16 protein-coding genes are annotated in these 16,379 nt (G+C 70.2%); 9 read left to right on the top strand and 7 right to left on the bottom strand.

Translation table 11 applies throughout. The features are described from left to right. Positions 1 to 118: 118 nt before the first annotated feature. Together QZT59_RS16270 and QZT59_RS16265 are read right to left on the bottom strand one after the other, a co-directional pair. A complete protein-coding gene (locus QZT59_RS16270; protein WP_290818749.1) occupies positions 119 to 1,465 on the bottom strand; it encodes a phenylacetate--CoA ligase family protein in 1,347 nt (448 codons plus the stop codon). Between the two features lie 72 nt (positions 1,466 to 1,537). Continuing rightward, positions 1,538 to 2,698 (bottom strand): glycosyltransferase family 4 protein, encoded by a 1,161-nt coding sequence (locus QZT59_RS16265; RefSeq protein WP_290818747.1) that lies wholly within the window; start codon positions 2,696 to 2,698, stop codon positions 1,538 to 1,540. A gap of 427 nt (positions 2,699 to 3,125) precedes the next feature. Between QZT59_RS16265 and QZT59_RS16260 the strand changes: the two genes are divergently transcribed. Continuing rightward, a complete protein-coding gene (locus QZT59_RS16260; protein ID WP_290818746.1) occupies positions 3,126 to 3,515 on the top strand; it encodes a hypothetical protein in 390 nt (129 codons plus the stop codon). A 75-nt stretch (positions 3,516 to 3,590) separates the two neighbouring features. Here QZT59_RS16260 and QZT59_RS16255 read toward each other — a convergent pair whose 3' ends face one another. Then, complete coding sequence (locus QZT59_RS16255) at positions 3,591 to 3,785, bottom strand: hypothetical protein (protein WP_290818744.1); 195 nt, start codon at positions 3,783 to 3,785, stop codon at positions 3,591 to 3,593. Positions 3,786 to 4,081: 296 nt separating this feature from the next. Beyond that, positions 4,082 to 4,729 (bottom strand): helix-turn-helix domain-containing protein, encoded by a 648-nt coding sequence (locus QZT59_RS16250; protein WP_290818742.1) that lies wholly within the window; start codon positions 4,727 to 4,729, stop codon positions 4,082 to 4,084. Between the two features lie 85 nt (positions 4,730 to 4,814). Between QZT59_RS16250 and hutU the strand changes: the two genes are divergently transcribed. The 5 genes from hutU to QZT59_RS16225 all read left to right on the top strand — a co-directional run bounded on the left by hutU (position 4,815) and on the right by QZT59_RS16225 (position 11,266). Further along, complete coding sequence (gene hutU / locus QZT59_RS16245; RefSeq protein ID WP_290818740.1) at positions 4,815 to 6,659, top strand: urocanate hydratase; 1,845 nt, start codon at positions 4,815 to 4,817, stop codon at positions 6,657 to 6,659. Further along, positions 6,656 to 7,630, top strand: a complete 975-nt coding sequence (gene hutG, locus QZT59_RS16240) for a formimidoylglutamase (protein WP_290818738.1) — start codon at positions 6,656 to 6,658, stop codon at positions 7,628 to 7,630. The genes hutU and hutG overlap by 4 nt, the downstream gene beginning before the upstream one ends. A gap of 50 nt (positions 7,631 to 7,680) precedes the next feature. Continuing rightward, positions 7,681 to 8,919, top strand: a complete 1,239-nt coding sequence (gene hutI / locus QZT59_RS16235) for an imidazolonepropionase (RefSeq protein ID WP_290818736.1) — start codon at positions 7,681 to 7,683, stop codon at positions 8,917 to 8,919. Beyond that, a complete protein-coding gene (gene hutH, locus QZT59_RS16230) occupies positions 8,912 to 10,561 on the top strand; it encodes a histidine ammonia-lyase (protein WP_290818734.1) in 1,650 nt (549 codons plus the stop codon). Before hutI ends, hutH begins: the two co-directional genes overlap by 8 nt. Positions 10,562 to 10,738: 177 nt before the next feature. After that, positions 10,739 to 11,266: a DUF5813 family protein gene (locus QZT59_RS16225; protein WP_290818732.1), complete on the top strand. Its 528-nt coding sequence runs from the start codon at positions 10,739 to 10,741 to the stop codon at positions 11,264 to 11,266. 155 nt (positions 11,267 to 11,421) lie between these two features. Here QZT59_RS16225 and QZT59_RS16220 read toward each other — a convergent pair whose 3' ends face one another. After that, positions 11,422 to 11,652 carry an Lrp/AsnC family transcriptional regulator gene (locus QZT59_RS16220; protein WP_290818730.1) on the bottom strand — a complete coding sequence of 77 codons (231 nt, stop codon included), beginning with the start codon at positions 11,650 to 11,652 and terminating at the stop codon, positions 11,422 to 11,424. Beyond that, positions 11,652 to 12,347 carry a TrkA family potassium uptake protein gene (locus tag QZT59_RS16215; protein ID WP_290818728.1) on the bottom strand — a complete coding sequence of 232 codons (696 nt, stop codon included), beginning with the start codon at positions 12,345 to 12,347 and terminating at the stop codon, positions 11,652 to 11,654. The genes QZT59_RS16220 and QZT59_RS16215 overlap by 1 nt, the downstream gene beginning before the upstream one ends. A gap of 159 nt (positions 12,348 to 12,506) precedes the next feature. On the opposite strand from QZT59_RS16215, the gene QZT59_RS16210 reads away from it, so the two are divergent. Beyond that, complete coding sequence (locus tag QZT59_RS16210) at positions 12,507 to 12,737, top strand: Lrp/AsnC family transcriptional regulator (protein WP_290818726.1); 231 nt, start codon at positions 12,507 to 12,509, stop codon at positions 12,735 to 12,737. 383 nt (positions 12,738 to 13,120) lie between these two features. Here the strand turns inward: QZT59_RS16210 and tmk are convergent, their stop codons facing one another. Further along, complete coding sequence (tmk, locus tag QZT59_RS16205; RefSeq protein ID WP_290818724.1) at positions 13,121 to 13,714, bottom strand: dTMP kinase; 594 nt, start codon at positions 13,712 to 13,714, stop codon at positions 13,121 to 13,123. A 106-nt stretch (positions 13,715 to 13,820) separates the two neighbouring features. Between tmk and QZT59_RS16200 the strand changes: the two genes are divergently transcribed. Both QZT59_RS16200 and QZT59_RS16195 read left to right on the top strand, forming a co-directional pair. Then, a complete protein-coding gene (locus QZT59_RS16200) occupies positions 13,821 to 14,753 on the top strand; it encodes a complex I NDUFA9 subunit family protein (protein WP_290818722.1) in 933 nt (310 codons plus the stop codon). A 283-nt stretch (positions 14,754 to 15,036) separates the two neighbouring features. Further along, the gene (locus tag QZT59_RS16195; RefSeq protein WP_290818720.1) at positions 15,037 to 16,221 is read left to right on the top strand and encodes a tubulin/FtsZ family protein; all 1,185 of its coding nucleotides are present in this window, start codon (positions 15,037 to 15,039) and stop codon (positions 16,219 to 16,221) included. Positions 16,222 to 16,379: the final 158 nt, after the last annotated feature.

The following is a 16,379-nucleotide window of genomic DNA, read 5'->3' as shown; positions in this document are numbered from 1 at the left end:
TCGCCCGATGACGTTCCATCCGAGTGCCGCTCGCCCGATGACGTTCCATCCGAGTGCCGCTCGCCCGGAGTGGATCCGTTCGAGGGTCGGTCGTTCCGAGGCGCCTCGCCGGTCACGGTCAGACGACCTCCGAGATCGTGTACCGGAACTTGCCGGAGCCGCTCTCGTCGATCCGGTCGGGGTACTCGAACGCGACCGCGACCTCCTCGCCGAGCAGGTCGCGGGTGGCTGCTTCGATCTCCTCCAGATCGGAGGCGGGCGGCGATCGGCCGTCGCGGCGCTTGATCTCGTACGCGACGCGGTCCGCGCGGGTCTGGCGGATCCGAAACTGCTCGATCCAGTCGCGGTGGTAGAGCGCTTTCCGGAGGTAGCCGGGATAGACGAGATCGCCGTCGATCGAGCGGAAGTGATCGGTCACCCGACCGGTCACGTGCGCCAGGGTCGGGAACGGTCGGCCGCAGCGGCAGGGCTCGGCCGACGCGATCCCCATGTCGCCGATTTCGTACCGAACGAGCGGCATCGTGCGGTTCCACAGCGGCGTCACGAGGATCCGGCCGTTCTCGCCCGCCGGGAGGGGTTCGCCGTCGTCGTCGACGATCTCCACGTGGTGGGTGTGCGGAAAGACGTGCAGCCCGTCCTGGGCCGCGCACTCGCAGGCGACGTCGCCGACCTCCCGGGAGCCGTACTGGTTGTGGACGCGGGTCTCGAACGCTCGTTCGATCGTCTCGCGGACCGGCTCCTGGAGGGTCCCCGCGGTCGTCAGCACGCCCGCGGGGGAGTGCACGTCGAGGCCCTCCCGGTCGACGAACAGGGCGAGCTGGTGGATCGACTCGACGTACGCCCAGATCGTCCGCGGCCGGAACGCGTCGATCGCCTCGACGTGGGCCGCCATCTCGGCCTCGCCCATCCGGTAGCTGTTCAGCACCCGCCGGTTGTAGAGGAAGTTGATCGCCCGGGATTTCAGCGACGCCGACGCCGACTCGACGTCCCGCTCGCTACCCCAGAGCTTGATCTCTCGCTCGCCGAGGGACTTGCCGGCCAGCTCCTGGTAGAAGAGCTTGTTCGCGACGTTCCACTGCCAGTAGCGCTCGTCCTGGCGGAGTTCGACCGGCTCCCCGGTCGTCCCGCCGGAGGTGTTGGTGTAGGGCTCCGGGCCGGGATCGGTCGAGTGCAGCCGCTCGCCCTCCTCGCGGATCGTCGCCTTGGTCAGCGGCGGGACCTCCGCGACGTTCTCCAGGTGCACGTCCCCGTCGACGACGACGCCGGCGTCCGCGAGGACATTTTCGTAGTAGGGGACCGTCTCGTGGGCGTGGCGCAGCAGTCGGGTCAGCCGCTCGCGCCGGTAGCGCTCGACCGTCTCCCGATCGGCCCGCCACAGTCGGCGGATCGTCCGCAGGTTCTCTAGGACGTCGCTGCCGGTCAGGTCCAGCGCCGCGCGGATGACGGGCTTTCGCCAGTCGATCATGGCTGCGCGAACGCCTTTCGCGGACTTTCGTCGGTCATGGTCGAGCGAACGGCTTCCGCGAACTGTCGTCGGTCATGGTCGAGCGAGCGATTCTCGGGATCGTTTTCGCCCGTCGCATATCTCATCGTACGTCTCCAGGTATCGATCCGCGACGGCCGTCCAGCTCATCTCCTCGGCGATCGATCGCGACTCCCGACCGTGTCGTCCCAGCAGGTCGCGGTCGGCGGCGTACGTCTCGAGCGCCGTCGCGATGGACGTCGGGTCGCCGGCTCGTACCACGATTCCGTTGTCCCCGAGCAGCTCCGCGGTACCGCCGGTGTCGCTGGTGACGATCGGCAGGCCGGCCGCCATCGCCTCCAGGATCGTGTTGCTCATCCCCTCGTTGTGCGACGGGAGCGCGAAGACGTCCGCCGCCTCGTAGTAGCGGTGGATCTCGTCGTGGGGGACGTAGCCGGCGAACGTTACCCGGTCCGCGACGCCGCGGCGCTCGGCTCGCGTCCGCAGCGACCCCGCCAGTTCGCCCTCCCCGACGATGGTCAGCTCGACGTCGAGACCGCCGCGGGCCGCGAGTTCGGCGACCGCGTCGACGAGCGCGCCGAGGCCCTTGCGCGCGATCAGCCGCGAGACGCACAGCACCCGCAGTCGATCCCGTTCGTGGTAGACGGGTTCGAACTCCTCGACGGCGACGCCGTTCGGGATCACGTCGATCGGAACGTCCGCGGTCTCCAGCGCCAGCTCCCGGAGCCCCCGGGAGTTGGCGACGACCGCCGCCGCGTCGCGCCACACCCGCCGGATGAGCGGCTTCAGGAGCACGTACTGGGCGGCGAATCGGTCGTTGTATCCGGGAACGTCGCTGCCGCGGAGCGCGACGAGCGCGGGCGGCTCCAGCAGCCTCGCGACGACGCCGCTCGGCACGCCGAACCAGGCGTGAACCAGGTCGTACTCCCGCGTCGCCTCGAGCTCCCGGCACTTCCGGTAGGCCTTCCAGGCGTACCGGGCGATCTCTGACTGTCGCCAGTAGTGACGGTCCCGCTTGGAGACGTCGAGGCGGTAGCGGTCGACGGTGGCCGACGGGGACTCCTCCCGGTAGCCCCCGGGCGAGGAGGTGACCAGATCGACCGTCAGCTCCGGCCGCTCCGAAAACTCCCGGAGCAGGTAGCGGGTGGCGTTGGCCGCCCCGCCGCCGAGCGGCGGATACTCGTAGTTGAGCATCAGCACGCGCACGACGATCACGCTCCCCCGGCCCCAGGTGGTTCTTTTCCGGCCGCAGGTGGACCTCCGGGACACGGGGCTCCGGCCGCGCTCGGGACGGGCCGCTCCGGCTCGCCTCTGCGGGCGGTACCGGTCGATCCCGGCGTCGTGTCCATGCTGTGGGTGCAGGGTCCACCGTCGTCAGATAACCCGGAGATCGTTTCGAGGGGTAATCTCCCTGTCACGTCCGGAAACGGTCACGTACAGCGTCGGCCGGCGTCGTTCGAGCGCTCGCGCCGGTCGCCGGCCCGGAACGCGTACCCGTGCGGCGACGGGCGGTAACGATCGCTTACCGGCCGGCGTTCGCCGCGGGGCGACGCGATCGTATCGCGTCCGGCGACTGGGCCGCGGTTTCGGGTCCCGATCCGGAACCCCGCGGTTGAAGTATCCGGCGTCCCAGGAGGGCGTCATGACATCGGGGTTGCTGCCCGCGGAGACGGCCGAACGGATCGTCGTCGCCTGCCGAACGGCCGTCGGCGACAGCACGCGGTCGATCACCTACTTCACCCGCGACGACTTCGAACAGCTGTACCTCCGGGACGACCTCGAGCGGGACGCCGACCTCTCGACGTTCATCGGCCACGAGTGGCGCGGCTTCCAGACCGCGCGCGCCGCCTACGAGGGATCGGAGGTCGGCGACTACGAGTACACCATCCGGGTCTTCGAGAACGGGTTCCTGGTCCGGGTCACCACCGAGCGCGAGGGCGTCTTCGTGACGACGGACGGACTCACGATGAAGGACTTCGAGGAGCTGGCGACCGCGCTGGACGCGGTGCTGGCCGAGCGCGAGGTGTCCTGACCCCGAGGTGGGCGCCAGCCGCCGGCACCCGTTCGCGAGCGGCTACCATCGATGAACGACGGCCGCCGACCGGAGTCAGGTGGCCGGCGTCGTCCCGTCGCCGCCGGTTCGACCGTCTGCGCCCTCCGCCGGCGCCTCGTCGGCGGGGGCCGCGGATTCGTCGTCGCCCGCCTGCGAAACGCCGACCGGGAGCCCCGTCCGTTCGCCGTCGAGGAGCCCGGTGAGTCGGGCGAAGCGTCGGCGTTCCGCGGCTCGTCTGTCGATTGCCATGCCGACAGTGGACGCCGGCTCGCGACGTAGTAATAGGGAGCCGTGGAATTCGGTAGGTCCCGATTATCGTCCGCAACGAATCGTTGGTGCGATCGGTGGGTTCGAACGGTCGGGATTCGAGGAGGGAGTCCGCGCCTCGCGCTGTGGGGGTCCCCGTAATCCGGCGTCGACGGGTTCCCGCGGTCCGCGCTGCCGAGGATTCCCGTGACTCGCGCTGTCGGGGGCCCCTGGCCCCAGCGTCGACGGGGATCTCTGGATCGGCGATGGCGACCGTCCCGCGGGTCCCGGCGCCGGTCTCACGGACCGATCCGATCGACGACCGCGTCCAGGATCTTGCGCTCGGCCCGGCGGAGGTGCTCTTCGGCCGTCCGCCGGCCGACGCCGACCGCGTCGCCGACGGCCGCCGTCGTCGTCTCCCGGGGGAGTTCGTAGTAGCCGCGATCGTGAGCGGCGAGGAGGACCTCGCGCTGGCGGTCGGTCAGGGCGGGCGCGCCGCCGGCGTCCGCGCCGAAGGGATCCTCGACGGCGGGTGCGTCCACCGAACGCTTCGACTCGACGGTCACCGACCGCTCGTCGACCAGATCGCGATACAGCGCCGTGAGGTCGGCCGGGTCGAGCGCCAGTACGCGACAGATCTTCGCGCCGCGGGCGTACCGAAGCGGCGGCAAGAGCAGGCAGCCGTGCCGTCCGAGATGCCGTTCGATCGTTCCCTCACGCTCGCGCAGACAGTCGGCCGTGATCGCCAGCGTCCGGTCCTCGCGTTCGATACGGTCGCTGACGCCGACGCGATCTTCGATCGCCGCGAGCACCCGTTCGCCGCCCTCGCCACGGATCGCCAGCAGGTCGCAGTGGTCGTTACACCACAGCTCGACGACGGCGTCCGTACCCGCGGTGGGCGCGCCGTAGGGCCCGCCCGGTTCGAGCCGCAGGGTCGCCTCGTGCATACCGATCGGTCGTCCGTCGAGTACTTGAATCCATCTCCGTACGGAGGGGGGATACGTTTTGACACGGACGTACAACCGCCCGGGTATGCACGACCCAGAACGGGCGTTCGACCGCGGAGAGCCGAGCGCCACCTGGCGGGAGTACCAGGGCGCCAGGACCGGAACCGACCGCGAGTGCGAGGGCTGGCGTCAGGAGGCCGCCCTCCGGCTGCTCAACAACAACCTGGATCCCGAGGTGGCCGAAAATCCGGAGGAACTGGTCGTCTACGGCGGAACCGGCAGGGCCGCCCGGAGCTGGGACGCGTACGACGCGATCGTCGCAGAACTGCGCGAGCTGGGCGACGAGGAGACCCTGCTCGTCCAGAGCGGCAAACCCGTCGGGCGGTTCGAAACCCACGAGCGCGCCCCGCGCGTGCTGATCGCCAACTCCAACCTCGTCGGGAAGTGGGACACCTGGGAGCACTTCCACGAGCTCGAGGCCGAGGGGAAGATCATGTACGGCCAGATGACGGCGGGTTCGTGGGCGTACATCGGCACCCAGGGCATCATCCAGGGAACGTACGAGACGCTGGCCGCCCTCGCGCGCCAGGAGTACGGCACCGACGACCTCGAAGGGCGGATCGTCGTCACCGGCGGACTGGGCGGGATGGGCGGCGCACAACCCCTCGCCGTGACGATGAATCGCGGCGTCTGCATCGCCGCCGAGGTCGACGAGACGCGCATCGATCGACGCATCGAGACCGGCTACTGCCAGGAAAAGACGGCGGACCTCGAGGAGGCCGTCGAGCGCGCCGAGGAGGCGGCCGCCGCGGGCGAACCCTACAGCGTGGGCGTCCACGTCAACGCGGCGGACATGCTCGAGGCGTTCCTCGAGCGCGACTTCGTCCCCGACGTCGTCACCGACCAGACGAGCGCCCACGACGCCCTGGAGGGTTACTACCCGTCCGGCTACACGGTCCCGGAGGCCGACCGCCTCCGAGAGGAAGACCCCGAGCGCTATCGCGAGGAGAGCCTCGACACGATGGAGCGCCACGTCGCGGCCATCCTCGAACTCCGGGACAGCGGCGCCGTCGCCTTCGAGTACGGCAACAACATTCGAGGCCAGGTCCGCGACGAGCGCGGAGTCGAGGACGCGTTCGACTTCCCGGGATTCGTCCCGGCGTACATCAGACCGCTGTTCTGCGAGGGCAAGGGTCCGTTCCGCTGGCTCGCGCTCTCGGGCGACCCCGAGGATATCCGTCGTACCGACGAGGCCGTCCTCGAGCTATTCCCCGAGAAGGAGGCGCTCGCCCGGTGGATCGATCTCGCGCAAGAACGCGTGCAGTTCCAGGGACTGCCCTCGCGGGTCTGCTGGTTGGGGTACGAGACTGGCGAGGCGCCGGAGGCGCCTCGAAACGGAGGGAGCGCAGATTGCAGTTCCGCGGACCGCTCGAACGGGCGAAGCCCGCGCGAGGACGCTGAACCCGTCGAATCCGGCGAGGACGGGCTCACGGAGCGCGCCCGTTTCGCGCTCCGCATCAACGAACTCGTCCGCGACGGCGAGATCTCCGCGCCGATCGTCGTCACCCGCGACCACCTCGACGCGGGCTCCGTCGCCTCGCCCAACCGGGAGACCGAGGCCATGCGCGACGGCACCGACGCCGTCGCCGACTGGCCCATCCTCAACGCGCTGCTCAACTGTGCCGCGGGCGCCGACATCGTGTCGGTTCACGACGGCGGCGGCGTCGGCATCGGCAACGCGGTACACGCCAACAACCACGTCGTCCTCGACGGTACCGACCTCGCCGCCGAGACGGCCCGCCGGGTCTTCACCACGGATCCGGGGATGGGCGTGATCCGCCACGCCGACGCCGGCTACGAGGAGGCCCTCGAGACGGCCGAGGAATCGGACGTGGCGATCCCCATGCGGGACCGAACGGAGGGACGATGAGCGACGCGACGATCGCCGACCCGCCGGTCTGGAAATCGCCGTCGAGCGATCCGAACGACGAGACGTTCGGCGACGAGGTCGAGCCGACCGCCCTCGAAGCGGCCGGGGAGTACGACGCCGTGGTCCTCGGCGAACCCTACGATGGCGCCGTGATCGGTCGCCGAGGCGCGCGGAGCGGACCCGCGGCGATCCGCGACGCCCTCGCCGGCGTCAAGACCCACCACGTCGAGGCGGGCACCCCCGGCGACGTGGGGGACCTCGGAGACCTGTCGTGGCCGACCGACGAGATCGACCTCGACGATCGAACCGACGTGGCCGCCGTCCAGGCGTCGACGGCCGACGTCACTGCGGCCGTTCACGACCTCGACGCGCTGGCGGTCTTCCTCGGCGGCGACAACTCGCTGACCGTTCCGAACGTCGCACCGCTGCTGGAGCGAGGATCGGTGGGCGTCCTGAACTTCGACGCCCACCTCGACGTCCGGGAGCCGGTGGACGGGCCGACCAGCGGCACCCCCTACCGCCAGCTCCTCGAACGGGGACTCGACGCGTACGCCGTCGTCGGCGCCCGCCACTTCGAGACCACGACGGCGTACGTCGAGTGGCTCCGGGCCGAGGGCGGCGCCGTCGTGACGAGCGAGGCGGTCGGCCAAGACCGGCAAGCGGCCCTCGGCCGGGCGAAGCGAACCGTCTCCGGGGTCGACCACCTCTACGTCAGCGTCGACGTCGACGTGCTCGACGCGCCGGCGGCGCCGGGTGCCAGCGCGCCGACGCCCGGCGGGTTGACGACCCGCGAACTCTTCCGGTGCCTGCGGGACGTCTGTGCCGACGCCCGCCTGGCGGGGGTCGAAATCGTCGAGTGCGCGCCCGGTCTGGAGGGCGGCGAGCGGACGGCCCGCGCGGCGGCGAGAGCGGTCGCACACGCGCTGGCCGGCTACGCCGACCGCGGATCGGTGGGTGGTCGCCGTGTCTGAAGCGCCGACCGCGTGCACCGCACCCGCCGCGGGTCTCGGGGGTGGTTGCCGTGTCTGAACTGGACGCGGTGGTCTACGACGCCGCGGAGGTCGTCGTCGGACCCGACGACGACGTCCCCGGAACGAAACCCTCGCTCGAGCGGTACGAGGACGGCGCGGTCGCGATCGTCGACGGGTCGGTGACAGCCGTCGGGCCGACCGAGGCGGTGATCCGCGAGCACCCGCCGGAGAACGCCGAGACGGCGATCGACGCCGGCGGGCGCAGCGTGATTCCGGGATTCGTCGACTCGCACACTCACGCGCTCTTCGCCGGGGATCGATCCGACGAGTTCGCCGCCCGCTTGCGGGGTGCGAAGTACCAGGAGATCCTCGCCGAGGGAGGCGGGATCCTGCGGACAGTGAGGGCGGTGCGCGAGGCGACCGTCGGGGAACTCGCTGCGAACCTCGGCGAACAGCTCGACGTCGCGCTGGCCCACGGCTCGACGACCGTCGAGGTCAAGTCGGGGTACGGGCTCGATCGCGGGACGGAACTCCGGATGCTCGAGGCGATCGATCGCGCAGACGAGGCCCACCCCGTCGACGTCGTCCCGACGTTCATGGGCGCTCACGCGGTTCCCGCGGGCGAGGACGCCGGAACGTACGCCGAGCGCGTGATCGACGAGCAGCTGCCCGCCGTCGCCGACCAGGGGATCGCCGAGTTCTGCGACGTCTTCTGCGAGGAGGACGTCTTCACGCCCGATCAGAGCCGGCGGATTCTCGAGACGGGCCGCGAGTACGGCCTCGCGCCGAAGATTCACGCCGAGGAGTTCGCGCGGACGGGCGGGGCGCAGGTCGCGGCCGACCTCGGGGCCGTCAGCGCCGATCACTTGCTCCGGGCGACGGACGGCGATGCCGCCGCGCTGGCCGACGCGGACGTCGTCGCCACGCTGCTGCCCGCGGCCGCTTTCTCGCTCGGAACCGACTACGCGGAACCCGGGCGATTCCGCGAGGCGGGCGCGCGGGTCGCGCTCGCCTCGGACTTCAACCCGAACTGTCACTCACAATCGATGGGCTTCACGGTCGCGCTCGCGTGTGCGGAGATGAAGATGACGCCTGCGGGTGCGATCGCGGCGGCGACCCGCGGCGGCGCGCTGGCGCTCGGCCGCGACGACGGCACGGGAACGCTTCGCGAGGGGGCGTCCGGCGACCTGCTGGTCCTCGACGCGCCGTCGCACGTCCACGTCCCCTACAGCTTCGGGGTCAATCGGGTCGAGACGGTGCTGAAGGGAGGTGAGCGGGTCGATGGCTGAGGACGATGCGGTCGGACCCTCGAATCTCGCCCGCGACGCCGCGTCCGACGGCGGCCGGGACGTCGACCCAGTTCGTATCGACGGCGAGTCGCTGACCCCCGAGGACGTCGCGCTCGTCGCCCGTCACGACGCGCCCGTCGAGTTGACTCCCGAGGGCCGCGAGCGGGTCAGGACCGCCCGCGAGCGGATCGCCGACGTCGTCGACTCCGGCGAGGCGGTCTACGGCGTCAACACCGGCTTCGGCGAGCTCGTCGACGAGCGGATCGCGCCCGACGAGCTGGAGCGCCTCCAGCACAACCTGCTTCGCAGTCACGCCTCGGGGGCCGGGCCCGAACTCGAGCGCGAGGCGGTCCGCGCGATGCTCCTCACGCGGCTCAACGCGCTGGCGAAGGGGTACTCGGGCGTGCGGCCGGTCGTCGTCGACCACCTCGTCGCGATGCTGAACGAGGGGATCAACCCCGCGATCCGCTCCCGGGGCAGTCTCGGCGCGAGCGGCGACCTCGCCCCGCTCGCGCACATGGCGCTCGTGTTGATCGGCGAGGGGGCGGCCGACGTCGAGACGGCCGACGGCGTCCGGAGACTTCCGGGGGAGGAGGCGCTCGCGACGGTCGGCCTCGAACCGCTCTCGCTCGCGCCGAAGGAGGGACTCGCGCTAATCAACGGCACGCAGCTGACCGTCGGGCTGGCCGCCTTGCTCGTCGTCGACGCCGAGCGTCTCCTCGAAGCGGCCGACGCCGCCGGCGCCCTGACGACGGAGGTGACGATGAGTTCGACGGTCCCCGCCCACCCCATCCTCCAGGAGGTCCGCCCTCACGTCGGTCACCGCGAGAGCGCCGAGCGGATCCGGGCGCTGACGGCCGACTCCGAGATCGTCGAGTCCCACCGCAACTGCGACCGGGTCCAGGACGCCTACTCGCTGCGGTGTCTGCCGCAGGTTCACGGTGCCGTCCGCGACGCCGTCGCCCACCTCCGGGAGGCCGTCGCGGTCGAGCTCGACAGCGCCACCGACAATCCGCTCGTGTTCGACGCGGCGGACGCCGACCCGCGGGCCAGCGGTACCGACCGGGCGGCCGTCCTCTCCGGCGGCAACTTCCACGGCGAGCCGCTGGCGCTGCGCCTCGACTACGTCGCGACGGCGCTGACCGAACTCGCCGCCATCGCCGAGCGCCGGATCGATCGAATCCTCAACCCGAACCTGCAGGAACCGCACTTGCCGCCGTTCCTGGCCCCCGAGAGCGGCGTCCAGTCGGGGTACATGATCGCCCAGTACACCGCCGCCTCGCTGGTCAACGAGAACCGCTCGCTCGGGCGGCCCTCGATCGACAACACGCCGGTCTCCGGCGGCCAGGAGGACCACGTCAGCATGAGCGCCCAGTCGGCCGTGCACGCCCGGACCGCCCTGGCCAACGCCCGGCACGTGGTCGCGACGGAGCTCTGCGCCGCCACGGAGGCGGCCGAGTACGTCGACGACGACCTCGCCCACGGCACCGGGACCGGCGCCGTGACCGACCTGGTGCGCGAAACCGTCCCGCCGCTGACGGAAGATCGCCCCCTCACCGACGACGTCGAGCGCGTCGCGGCGCTGATCGCCGACGGGACGGTGGACCGGACGGTCGTGGACGCGTTGGCGTCGACGGAGTGACTCCGCGTGAGGTCGGCGGGGTGAGCTCGCGAGAGGTCGGCGGGATGACTCCTCGTGAGATCGGCGGGGTGAGCCCGCGAGAGGTCGGCGGGATGACTCCGCGATACGTCGATGCACGAGGCTCGGTCCGCGCCCACAGCGCAACGCCCTTTTTCGTCCGTCACGTCCGCTCGCACGATGAGCGACGACGCTTCCCTCCCGGACCCGGTCGAGCGCGAACTGGACGCCCACGACGCGTTCGAACCGGCCGACGGCGGCTACGAACTGACGACGACCGTCTTCGACGCCCTCGTCGACGCCAAGCCGGCCGAGGGGCGACGCGACGGCGAGTTCGTCGTCGTGATCGAACTGCCCTCCCTGGACGCGGCGGTCGCGGACCGACCGGTCCCCGCCGTCGTCGAGGACGACTGGGCCGAGACGCTGGAGCGGCGACTCCAGGACGTCTTCGACGTGGCGCGAACGGATACGCACGAGGCGCCCGCGGTGACTCGCGAGCCGTCGGTGATCCGGGTGACCCTGGAGTACGCCGCCTGGAACGCCGCCGAGGGCGTCGAGGACGCGAAGGCGCTGATCGAGTACGTCGAAGGTACCTACGCGCAGGGACTGATCCCCGGTTACGAGTACCGCGGACCCGCGGCGACGCTGCTCGAGAACGCTCAGAGCCGGGGACGGGGAGCCGCCGAGGGTGGAGACGCGCCGCCGTAGTTCGCTCCCGCCGGCTCTCGGCCGGCGCCAGCGGTGCGGGTGCGCAGGACTGCTGGGACGGTGCTATCGGGTTGATGTGACCCGGTCCGGGCGACGTGACCCGGTCCGGCCGACGTGATTCGATCGGTGCGATCCGATCGATCGTCCCGGGACGGTCAGTCCATCGCGATGTACGTCTGGGTCCCTTCGACCCCGTCCACTCCCTGGATCTCCGTCGCGGCGATCTGCTTGACCGCTGCGGGAGCGTCGACGCTCGCCTTCGCGATGAGGTCGACGTCGCCCGCGACGATGTGGGCGGAGACGACGCCGTCGATCGATTCGATCTCCTCGCGGAGTCGGTCCGCTTCGCCCGTGTTCGCCTTGACCATGATGAATGCGGTAACCATCAGTTGACACCTCCGGCGTCTGCGGTCGCGCGGCCGGCGGTCCGACCGACGACGATCTGGCGCACGTCGCTCAGCACCGCGAAGTCCGCGAGGACGACCAGCCGGTCGCCCGCGGTGAGCGATTCGTCGGGGCCCGGGATCGCGTACTCGGCCCCTTCCTTGCCGTGTGCGAGGAGGGTTGCGTCGGCCGGCAGTTCCAGCTCGCTGATCGAGTACCCCTCGACCGGGGCGTCGTCGGTGATCGTCAGCTCGACGACCTGGAGGTGCTGGGCGATGTCCGCGATGGCGCGGATCGTTCCGCCCAGCAGGGCGTTTTTTGCACCGATCGCTCCCAGTCGCTCGGGGTAGACCACCTCGTCGACCTCGTCGGCGTACTTGCGGTAGATCTGCTCGCGGTAGTCGTCGTCGATCCGCATGATGGTCCGACAGTCGTAGTGCTTGCCGATCATGCAGGCCGCGAAGTTGACGTTGAGGTCGCCGGTCAGCGCGCCCAGGGCGTCGGCGTCCTCGAGTCCCGCCTCTCCTAACACCTCCTCGCGGGAGCCGTCGCCCGCGACGACGTCGAAGTCGTTCGACCGAGCGCGCCGGATCTTCGACTCGTCGCGCTCGATCAGCGTCACCTCGTGGCCTTCCTCGCGCAGGACGCGGGCGGTTCGCAGCCCGACGCGTCCGGCACCGACGATAACGAACCGCATGCTCCCGGGTACGCCGGCCCCAGTCAATAAGTTTGCCCCGGAGCGACTCCGCCGCGAGGACGGAGTCGACGGGTCCACCGCTGGACGTGCGAGAGCGCCTCGACCGGGCGAACGCCCCGGGCAAAGGCTTTAGTCGTGTCAGGGTGTATCACACCGGCGATGGTCCACGCGTTCATCATGGTGAAGACCACGGCCGGAAAGTCCGAAGGACTCCTGGATGCGATCCGGGACGTGGAGTCGGTCACCGACGCCCACATCGTGGCGGGCAACTTCGACATCATCGCGGAGGTGGACGCGCCCGAAGTCTACGACGTCCTGAAGGCCGTCTCCGCGGGAATCCAGTCGCACGACGGGGTGACCGACACGAAAACCTACATCGCGATGGACTGACGCGGGCGGGCTCCGCTCGTTCTCTCGCCGGCTCCGGACACCGCGAGTCGCGTCCTTTCTCCCGAGCGCCACGCGAACGATGGGGAACGCGCGCTACTCGTCGCCCACCCTCTCCTCGCGCTGGCGGAGTGTGTGCTACCGGTTCGCGTCCGGTCCATCCCGGGCCGCCGGGCCGGCGAGAATCGAGATCCGTCTGCGACGGGCTGGTACGGCTTCGCCCGGCCGAGCGGACGGAGTCGACGGGTCCCCGTCGGGTGACGGTCGAGTGCTGGCCCACGGCGTTCCGGTTCGAGCCCGGGGACCGCATCCGCCTGCACGTCGCCGGCGGGGCGTACCCGCGGTGGTCCGTCCGTCCCGCCGACGGACAAGGTCCGCGGTGATCGTCAGGTCCCTTCGGCTTTCACCGCGTCTTCGACGACTCGGATGGCGCCCTCGATCACGTCCTCCGGCGGCTGCGTCGCGTCGATCCGGACGAAGCGGTGCGGATCGTGCTCGAGGAGGTGCTCGTAGTTTTCGCGCACCCGCGCGAGGTAGTCGGCGCGTTCGAACTTGTTCGTCGACCCCGCGCGGGCCGCGGCCGTCTCGGGATCCAGGTCGAAGTACAGCGTCAGGTCGGGTTCGATCGTGAAGGCGGCGTGGATCCCGCGGACGTACGCCATCGGCCGGTCGATCTCGCCCTCGAGCGTCGCTCCCTGGTAAGCGTATCGCGAGTCGGCGTAGCGATCCGAGATCACCAGGTCGCCGCGCTCGAGCGCCGGTTCGATCACCCGCGCGAGGTGGTCGGCGTGATCTGCGGTGTAGAGGAAGAGCTCGGCGAGGGGGTCGGCGTCCTCGTCGGCGATCGACTCGTAGACCGCGTCGCCGTAGCGCGAGTCCGTGGGCTCGCGGGTGAACGTCGCGTCGGGGAACTCCGCCACCAGCGCCTCCCAGACCGTCGTCTTCCCGCTCCCGTCGATCCCCTCGAGCGTGACGAGCATGCCCTCGACTCGCTCGTCGGCGCACATGATTCTGTCGAGTGGGGCGATCGCGCTCGATCGCCCGTTTCGCACAGATATTATCCGTGCTGGGGCCCAACGGTGACGTATGGACGTACTCGTCGCCGGCGGAACGGGATTCATCGGCTCGGCGCTCTGTGCGGAACTCGTCGATCGCGGTCACGAGGTCGCGGCGCTCGCTCGCGAGCCCGCGGACGCGCACCTGCCGGCGCGCGTGGACGCGACGGCGGGCGATGTCACCGAACCGGAATCGCTCGCCGAGGCGGTCGCGGGGCGGGACGCGATCGTCAACCTCGTCTCGCCGTCACCGCTGTTCGATCTCCCCGACGAGGCGTACGAGTCGGTACACCTCGGCGGGACGGAGAATCTGGTGCGCGCGGCAGCGGACGCCGACGTCGACCGCTTCGTCCAGGTGAGCGGGCTGGGGGTCGATCCGGAGGCGGAGACGGCCTACCTGCGGGCGAAAGGGCGCGCGGAACGAGTCGTTCGCGAGTCGTCGCTCGGCGGCGTGATCGTCCGTCCGTCGATCGTCTTCGGCGAGGGAAGCGAGTTCCTCTGGTTCGTCAAGCTGATCACGACGCCGTACGTGACCGCGCTGCCGGGCGGCGGACGAACGCGTTACCAGCTGATCTGGGTCGGCGACCTGGCGCCGATGCTCGCCGACTGCGTCGACCAGAAAGAGCGCGCCGGCGAGACGTACGAACTCGGCGGCCCGGAGGAACTCTCCCTCGCGCAGGTGACGCGGCAGGTCTACGCGGCCGAGGGTCGATCCGTCCGGATCGTCCCGGTGCCGATGTCGATCTCGAAAGCGGGGATGGTCCTCGCCGATCCGATCCCGTTCGTTCCGTTCGGCGCCGACCAGGGACGGGCGCTCGACCTGGACAACACGGTGGCCGACAACGACGTCACCGCGTTCGGCGTCACGACCGACGAGTTGACGACGCTCGCGTCGTATCTGCAGGGATCGCCCGAACGCGGTGAGGGACGCGAGGTTCGATCCGACCGGACGGCGGGCTCGTAGGTTCGGACCGGTCGAACGATCGGCCCGAGCGTCGGTTCGGGACCGCTCACCGATCCTGCCCCGTCGGCCCCTATTTAGTGGGCGATCAGTTCGACCCCAACCCTTACCTAAACCCTCCCTGCGGTCCTCGAAATACCGCGTTCGTCGGGCCGATCGAACGCGGTCGAGAGCCCCTCAGTCCGTCGATTTCGACGAAATGGCTAGCGAGCGTGAAATTCTCTGGACACAAAGTTTATATCTCTCATGCCTCTGTTCTCTATCCAACGGAGCCCCTAGAAAACCAATGAAGCTGGCGATGATCGGATTCGGGCAGGCCGGTGGAAAAATCGTCGATCGATTCCTCGACTACGACGATCGAACGAACAGCGGGATCGTCCGCGCGGCGATCGCCGTCAATACCGCGAAAGCGGACCTCATGGGTCTAAAGCGGATCCCACAGGAAAACCGCGTGCTCATCGGACAGGCGCGCGTGAAAGGACACGGCGTAGGTGCGGACAACGAGCTCGGCGCGGAAGTCGCCGAGGAGGACATCGACGAGGTCCAGAACGCGATCGACGCGATCCCGACCCACGAGGTCGACGCGTTCCTGATCGTCGCCGGCATGGGCGGCGGGAGCGGCTCCGGCGGCGCGCCGGTACTGGCGAAACACCTCAAGCGGATCTACACGATCCCCGTCTACGGGCTCGGCGTCCTGCCGGGCACGGACGAGGGCGGCATCTACACGCTCAACGCCGCCCGGTCGTTCCAGACGTTCGTCCGCGAGGTCGACAACCTGCTCGTCTTCGACAACGACTCCTGGCGACAGACCGGCGAGTCCGTCGAGGGCGGCTACGACCAGATCAACGAGGAGATCGTCCGCCGGTTCGGCGTCCTCTTCGGCGCCGGCGAGGTCCAGGCCGGTCAGGAGGTCGCCGAGAGCGTCGTCGACTCCTCGGAGATCATCAACACGCTCTCCGGCGGCGGCGTCTCGACCGTCGGCTACGCCTCCGAAACGGTCGACCTCACCAACGACGGCGGCCTGCTCTCTCGTTTTACCGGCGGCGGCGGCTCGACCGGCGGCGACGGCCTCGACGCCGCGAACACGACCAACCGGATCACGAGCCTCGTTCGCAAGGCCGCCCTCGGTCGGCTGACCCTGCCCTGCGAGACCGACGGCGCGGAGCGCGCCCTGCTGGTCCTCTCGGGCCCGCCGGACTACCTCAACCGCAAGGGAATCGAGCGGGGTCGGAAGTGGCTCGAAGAGGAGACCGGCAGCATGGAGGTCCGCGGCGGCGACTACCCGCGCAACGTCCCCGAGGTGTCGGCCTCGGTCCTGCTGTCGGGCGTCACGAACGTCCCGCGGATCAAGCGACTGCAGCAGGTCGCGATCGAAGCCCAGGACAACATCGAGGACATCCAGGCCGAGAGCGAGCAGAACCTCGAGGAGCTCGTCGAGGAGGACGCCGACGACCTGGAACCGCTGTTCTAGATCGGTCCCATCTTCTCCCGGCACGTCCGAGGAGCGGCCGCTTCCTGCAGCGCCGGCCCCGACGGCGCCGCCGGCCTCCCCGACGGCGCCGCCGGCCTCCCCGACCGCCCCGCCGCCGGCCGCCTCGACGAACGACGACGCGCTTTTGTCGGGGCCCG

This window comes from Halovivax sp. (genome assembly GCA_007119345.1).
Taxonomy (GTDB): domain Archaea; phylum Halobacteriota; class Halobacteria; order Halobacteriales; family Natrialbaceae; genus Halovivax.
Note: the sequence above shows the minus strand (reverse complement) of the source record. Positions and strands in the feature narration are given on the sequence as shown.

Coding starts and splice junctions, on each gene's coding strand:
- QZT59_RS16260 (WP_290818746.1), top strand. CDS start 3,126: ATGACATCGGGGTTGCTGCCCGCGGAGACGGCCGAACGGATCGTCGTC.
- hutU (WP_290818740.1), top strand. CDS start 4,815: ATGCACGACCCAGAACGGGCGTTCGACCGCGGAGAGCCGAGCGCCACC.
- tmk (WP_290818724.1), bottom strand. CDS start 13,714: ATGCTCGTCACGCTCGAGGGGATCGACGGGAGCGGGAAGACGACGGTC.
- QZT59_RS16220 (WP_290818730.1), bottom strand. CDS start 11,652: ATGGTTACCGCATTCATCATGGTCAAGGCGAACACGGGCGAAGCGGAC.
- QZT59_RS16255 (WP_290818744.1), bottom strand. CDS start 3,785: ATGGCAATCGACAGACGAGCCGCGGAACGCCGACGCTTCGCCCGACTC.
- QZT59_RS16250 (WP_290818742.1), bottom strand. CDS start 4,729: ATGCACGAGGCGACCCTGCGGCTCGAACCGGGCGGGCCCTACGGCGCG.
- hutH (WP_290818734.1), top strand. CDS start 8,912: ATGGCTGAGGACGATGCGGTCGGACCCTCGAATCTCGCCCGCGACGCC.
- QZT59_RS16210 (WP_290818726.1), top strand. CDS start 12,507: ATGGTCCACGCGTTCATCATGGTGAAGACCACGGCCGGAAAGTCCGAA.
- QZT59_RS16270 (WP_290818749.1), bottom strand. CDS start 1,465: ATGATCGACTGGCGAAAGCCCGTCATCCGCGCGGCGCTGGACCTGACC.
- QZT59_RS16225 (WP_290818732.1), top strand. CDS start 10,739: ATGAGCGACGACGCTTCCCTCCCGGACCCGGTCGAGCGCGAACTGGAC.
- QZT59_RS16215 (WP_290818728.1), bottom strand. CDS start 12,347: ATGCGGTTCGTTATCGTCGGTGCCGGACGCGTCGGGCTGCGAACCGCC.
- QZT59_RS16195 (WP_290818720.1), top strand. CDS start 15,037: ATGAAGCTGGCGATGATCGGATTCGGGCAGGCCGGTGGAAAAATCGTC.
- hutG (WP_290818738.1), top strand. CDS start 6,656: ATGAGCGACGCGACGATCGCCGACCCGCCGGTCTGGAAATCGCCGTCG.
- QZT59_RS16200 (WP_290818722.1), top strand. CDS start 13,821: ATGGACGTACTCGTCGCCGGCGGAACGGGATTCATCGGCTCGGCGCTC.